The organism is Nocardia sp. CC201C (assembly GCF_030010695.1).
GTDB lineage: Bacteria > Actinomycetota > Actinomycetes > Mycobacteriales > Mycobacteriaceae > Nocardia > Nocardia otitidiscaviarum.
In genome coordinates this window covers 1-4,030 of the sequence record NZ_JASCXP010000543.1, presented here as the reverse complement: position 1 = coordinate 4,030, position 4,030 = coordinate 1, and the positions used below count along the sequence as shown (strand labels likewise).

Annotated in this window: 2 protein-coding genes and 1 pseudogene; all 3 read right to left on the bottom strand. The window is 70.9% G+C overall.

Annotated elements, in window-relative coordinates; translation table 11 throughout:
- Positions 1-68: 68 nt before the first annotated feature.
- Entirely contained in the window at positions 69-2,570 is a 2,502-nt protein-coding gene (gene pheT / locus QK444_RS33655) for a phenylalanine--tRNA ligase subunit beta (protein ID WP_282786063.1), read from the bottom strand.
- Positions 2,571-2,598: 28 nt separating this feature from the next.
- Positions 2,599-3,660 (bottom strand): phenylalanine--tRNA ligase subunit alpha, encoded by a 1,062-nt coding sequence (gene pheS, locus QK444_RS33650; protein WP_282786062.1) that lies wholly within the window; start codon positions 3,658-3,660, stop codon positions 2,599-2,601.
- 189 nt (positions 3,661-3,849) lie between these two features.
- Positions 3,850-4,030: pseudogene (locus tag QK444_RS33645) on the bottom strand (ferritin-like domain-containing protein); the annotation flags it as partial.

The window sequence follows — 4,030 nt, the reverse complement described above, 5'->3', positions numbered from 1 at the left end:
CACCCCCGCCCCCCGCTTTCCCCCGGCCCCGCACCCCCGGGCTGGCGGGCCCGTCGTCTGCCGATGTGTCAGCTTCGCAGCACTGCTCCCACCGCATCCGCCGCCGCGGTGACGGCGGCGTCGCGGGCGGCGCTGGCCTCGTCCTCGGTGAGGGTGCGGTCGGGGGCGCGGAAGCGCAGCGCGTAGGTGAGGGATTTGCGGCCCTCGCCCGCCTGCGCGCCCTCGTAGACGTCGAACAGGGCGATGTCCTCGAGCAGGTCGCCCGCACCGGTGCGCAGCGCGGATTCCACGGCGGCGGCCGGGGTCGATTTCTCGACGCTGACCGACACGTCCTGCAGGACCGCCGGGAAGGCGGAAACCACGGGGGCGGGCCGGTTCTCGCGCAGCGGCAGGGCGTCCAGGTCGAGTTCCAGGGCGCAGGTGCGCGGGGGCAGACCCGAGCGCTCCAGCACCGCGGGGTGCAGTTCGCCCGCATGGCCGACCACGGTGCCGTCCACCACCAGTTCCGCGCAGCGGCCCGGATGCCAGGGCAGGTATGCGGCGGTGCGGCGCTCGATCACCACACCGGCGGCGTCGGCGATGGCGTCGACCAGCGCGAAGGCGTCGGCGGCCTCGACCTGGCGGCCCTGCCCCCACGGGCCGCGCGGCTCGCGCTTGCCGGTGAGCACGGCGGCGATGTGCACCGGCTGATCGGGCAGCGAGCGCAGCAGGGTGCCGATCTCGTCTTCGGTGGGGCGGCGGTCCACGGGCAGCGGATCGACGGCTCCGGTCTCGCTACCGGGCAGCACCACCTGGGCGATGCCGTAGATGGCGATATCCCGTGCGCCGCGCGAGATATTGCGACCGGCGACCTCCAGCAGTCCGGGCAGCAGGGTGGAGGCGAGGTCGGGGCGCTCGGCGTCGAGCGGGTTGAGCACCGTCAGTGTCGTGCGGCGCGAATCGTCGGCGTCCAGGCCCCAGGTGTCGAAGACGGTGGCGGACATGAAGACCGGCGGCGGCACCTCCACGGCCCCGGAGAAGGCCAGTGCCTTGCTCACGGCGCGGCGGCGGCGCTGATCGGCGGTGAGGCCGCGCCCGGCGGGGGCGGTGGGCAGCACCGACGGGATCTTGTCCAGACCCTCGAGGCGCAGCACCTCCTCCACCAGATCGGCGGGCTGCACCAGATCCGGTCGCCAGCTCGGCGGGGTGACCACCAGCTGACCGTGGCCGGACTCGCTGACATCGACGTCCACGGCGCAGCCCACCTGCTGGAGGCGACGCGCGGAGGTGCCGGGCTCGTAGGTGACGCCCGCGGTGCGGTCGGCCAGATCCAGGTCCATGGCGATGGGTGCGGGGGCCGGGGTCGGCACCCGCACGTCGGTGAGCACGGATTCCACGGTGCCACCGGCGATCTCGGCCAACAGGGTGGCGGCGCGGTCCAGCGCGGCGAGGTTCAGCTCCGGGTCCACCACGCGCTCGAAACGGCGGCTCGCCTCCGAGCCCAGCTTGTGACGCCGCGCGGTGCGGGCAATGGCGACCGGGTTCCAGGTCGCCGCCTCCAGGATCACGTCGGTGGTGGCGTCACCGACCTCGGTGCTGGCCCCGCCCATGACGCCCGCGAGCGAGATGACGCCCGAATCGTCGGCGATCACCACGTCTTCGGCGTCGAGGACGCGTTCGGCCTCGTCCAGGGTGCGCAGCGTCTCGCCCTTGTTGGCGCGGCGCACCACGAAACCGCCGGTGACCTTGGCGGCGTCGAAGGCGTGCAGCGGCTGGCCGAGTTCCAGCATGACGTAGTTGGTGACGTCGACCGCCGGGGAGATGGGCCGCACGCCCGAGAGCAGCAGTCGCCGCTGCAACCACCACGGGCTCACCGCCTTCGGGTCCACCCCGGTGACGCGGCGCACCGCGAACCGGGTGCACAGCGAGTCCGGTTCGATCTTCACCGACCAGGCCTGTTCCTCCGCGTCGGGCAGCAGGCGTACGGCGGGATCGGCGTATTCCAGGTCGAAGCCGCAGGCCAGTTCACGCGCCAGGCCGCGCGCCGAGAAGGCGTAGCCGCGGTCGGGGGTGATGGCCAGTTCGATGACGGTGTCGTCCAAGCCGAGCAGCTCATTGGCGTCGGTGCCCGGTTCGGCGGTGCCCGGTTCGAGCACCAGGATGCCGCTGTGGTCCTTGCCGATGCCCAGTTCGGCGACCGAGCAGATCATGCCATTGCTGGTGTGCCCGTAGGTCTTCCGCGACGTGATCTGGAAGCCGCCGGGCAGCACGCCACCCGGCAGCACCACCACGACCAGGTCGCCGACGGCGAAATTCCGAGCGCCGCAGATGATCTCCTGCAACTCCGGATTGCCGATATCGACCTTGCAGAAACGGATCGGCTTCTTGAACTCGGTCAGTTCGGTGATCTCCGCGACCCGGCCCACGACCAGGGGCTTGTCGATCTCGCCGCCGACCGGCCGCAGCCGATCGACCTCTTCGACCTCCAGCCCGACCCGGACGAAACCGGCATCGAGTTCCTCCGGCGTCACCGACCACTCGGGGGTGGTCCGCCGCAGGATTTCCGTCAGCCACGACTGCGCTACTCGCACTTTTTCGCTTTCCTCGTTGGGTCGGGGATCAGGACTGGATGCCGAACGGCAGCGTGAACCGCACGTCGCCCTCGACGATGTCGCGCATATCGGGCAGGCCGTTGCGGAACTGCAGGGTCCGCTCCAGGCCCATGCCGAAGGCGAAACCGGAGTACACGTCGGGATCGATGCCGGAGGCGGTGAGCACCTTCGGATTCACCATGCCGCAGCCGCCCCACTCGACCCAGCCCGGCCCGCCCTTCTTGTCCGGGAACCACACGTCCACCTCGGCGGACGGCTCGGTGAAGGGGAAGAAGCTGGGCCGCATGCGGGTGGTGGTGTCCGGGCCGAACAACGCCCGCGCGAAGGCGTCCAGGGTGCCCTTGAGATGCGCCATGGTCAGCCCCTTGTCCACGGCCAGACCCTCGACCTGTGAGAACACCGGGGTGTGGGTGGCGTCGAGCTCATCGGTGCGGAAGGTGCGCCCCGGGCACACCACGTAGATGGGCAGCTCGCGCGAGAGCATGGACCGCACCTGCACCGGTGAGGTGTGCGTGCGCAGCACCTGCCGCGAACCCTCCGGCGCGATGTGGAAGGTGTCCTGCATGGTGCGCGCCGGATGATCCGGCAGGAAGTTCAGGGCGTCGAAGTTGAAGTGTTCGGTCTCGACCTCCGGGCCCTCGGCGACCTCCCAGCCCATGCCGACGAACACATCGGCGACGCGCTCGGACAGCACGGTGATGGGGTGGCGTGCGCCGACCGCCGCGCGCGACGCGGGCAGCGTCACGTCGATGGTCTCGGCGACCAGCACCGCGGCATCGCGCTCGGCCAGCAGCTCCCGCTGCCGCGCCTCGAACGCCTGCGACACCCGCTGCCGGGCGACATTGACGCGCTTGCCCGCGTCGGCCTTCTCCTCCTTGGGCAGGGTGCCCAGCGACCGCTGTGCCAGTGCGATGGGCGACTTGCCGCCCATGTACTCGGTTTTCGCGGCCGCCAGTGCCTCCAGGTCGGCGGCCGCGGCAAACGCCTTCTCGGCTGCTTCCGCGGCGGCGGCGAGCGATTCCTCGCTCAATGCCGCGGTCTGCTCGGCACGGTCGATATCGTCGGCCACGATGTCCGTCTCTCCCCTGGGCTGGTACGAGTAGGGCGGATGCCCACCAAACATTCTTGCTGGTGGAATCCTAGGCGACGCACGCAGCCCATCTCACCCGCATTTGCCCGCGCCACGGCGGACGTGGCGCGGGACACCTACCGCGCGGGTGAACGCGGTGGTCGAGAGACGGTGGACGGTACCGGAAGCTCAGTTGCGCCCGGTGACATCCTGCGCGATCGCCGCGAGCCGGGTCTGGGCCGCGGAGACCACGCCGTGCCGATTCTTGTGCGCCTCCTCGTAGGCCACCACGGCGCGGACGTCGGCCGGTTCGGTCAGCTCCTTGATGGCGGCGACGGCCTGGTTGACGTTCAACTCCTCGTAGTCGTCG